A 1313-nucleotide genomic window follows, 5' to 3' on the forward strand; every position below is an offset into this window, starting at 1 on the left:
GGCACCAAGTCCTCCCGCGTGATCTCGCTGGCGGATGACATCGCCCGCTCGATGAGCGCGATCTCGGCGCGCGTCGCGGTGGTGCAGGGCAAGAACGCGATCGGCATCGAACTGCCCAACGCCAAGCGCGAGACCGTCTTCCTGCGTGAGCTGCTTGCCAGCCAGGATTTCGAGACCACCAAGCACAAGCTCGCGCTCTGCCTCGGCAAGACCATCGGCGGCGAGCCGGTGATCGCCGATCTCGCCCGCATGCCGCATCTGCTCGTCGCCGGCACCACCGGCTCGGGCAAGTCGGTCGCGATCAACACCATGATCCTGTCGATCCTCTACCGGCTGAAGCCGGAGGAGTGCCGGCTGATCATGGTCGATCCCAAGATGCTCGAGCTCTCCGTCTATGACGGCATCCCGCATCTGCTCACCCCCGTCGTCACCGACCCGAAGAAGGCGGTGGTCGCGCTGAAATGGGCGGTGCGCGAGATGGAGGAGCGCTACAAGAAGATGTCGAAGCTCGGCGTGCGCAATATCGACGGCTTCAACGTCCGCGTCGGCGAGGCGGTGGCTGCCGGTGAGGTGATCACCCGCACGGTCCAGACCGGCTTCGACAAGCATTCCGGCGAGGCGATCTACGAGGAGGAGGTCATGGACCTCGCTCCGCTGCCCTATATCGTCGTGATCGTCGACGAGATGGCCGACCTGATGATGGTCGCCGGCAAGGAGATCGAGGGCACGATCCAGCGCCTCGCCCAGATGGCGCGCGCCGCCGGCATCCATGTCGTCCTCGCGACGCAGCGCCCCTCGGTCGACGTCATCACCGGCACGATCAAGGCGAATTTCCCGACGCGCATCTCCTTCCAGGTGACCTCGAAGATCGACAGCCGCACCATTCTCGGCGAGATGGGCGCCGAGCAGCTGCTCGGCCAGGGCGACATGCTCTACATGGCCGGCGGCGGCCGGATCACCCGCGTGCACGGTCCCTTCGTCTCGGATGCCGAGGTCGAGAAGGTCGTGGCGCATCTGAAGACGCAGGGGCGGCCGGACTATCTCGACGCGGTCACGGCCGAGGAGGACGAGGCCGGCGCCGACGAGGATGGCGGCGCGGTCTTCGACAAGAGCGGCATGGCACAAGCCGAGAGCGAGGACCCCTACGAGCAGGCGGTCGCGGTCGTGCTCCGCGACAAGAAGGCCTCGACCTCCTATATCCAGCGCCGTCTCCAGATCGGCTATAACCGCGCTGCCTCGATCATGGAGCGGATGGAGAACGAGGGCATCGTCGGCCCCGCCAACCACGCCGGAAAGCGTGAGATCCTCGTCGA

The 1313-nt window shown here is 66.1% G+C and carries 1 protein-coding gene; it reads left to right on the forward strand.

The window, feature by feature from the left end:
* Positions 1-1313: DNA translocase FtsK (locus tag EV560_RS35620; RefSeq protein WP_248312372.1), on the forward strand; the 1313-nt coding region annotated here is incomplete at both ends.

It is taken from the genome of Allobosea sp. BK604 (genome assembly GCF_004341515.1).
Lineage (GTDB): Bacteria > Pseudomonadota > Alphaproteobacteria > Rhizobiales > Beijerinckiaceae > Allobosea.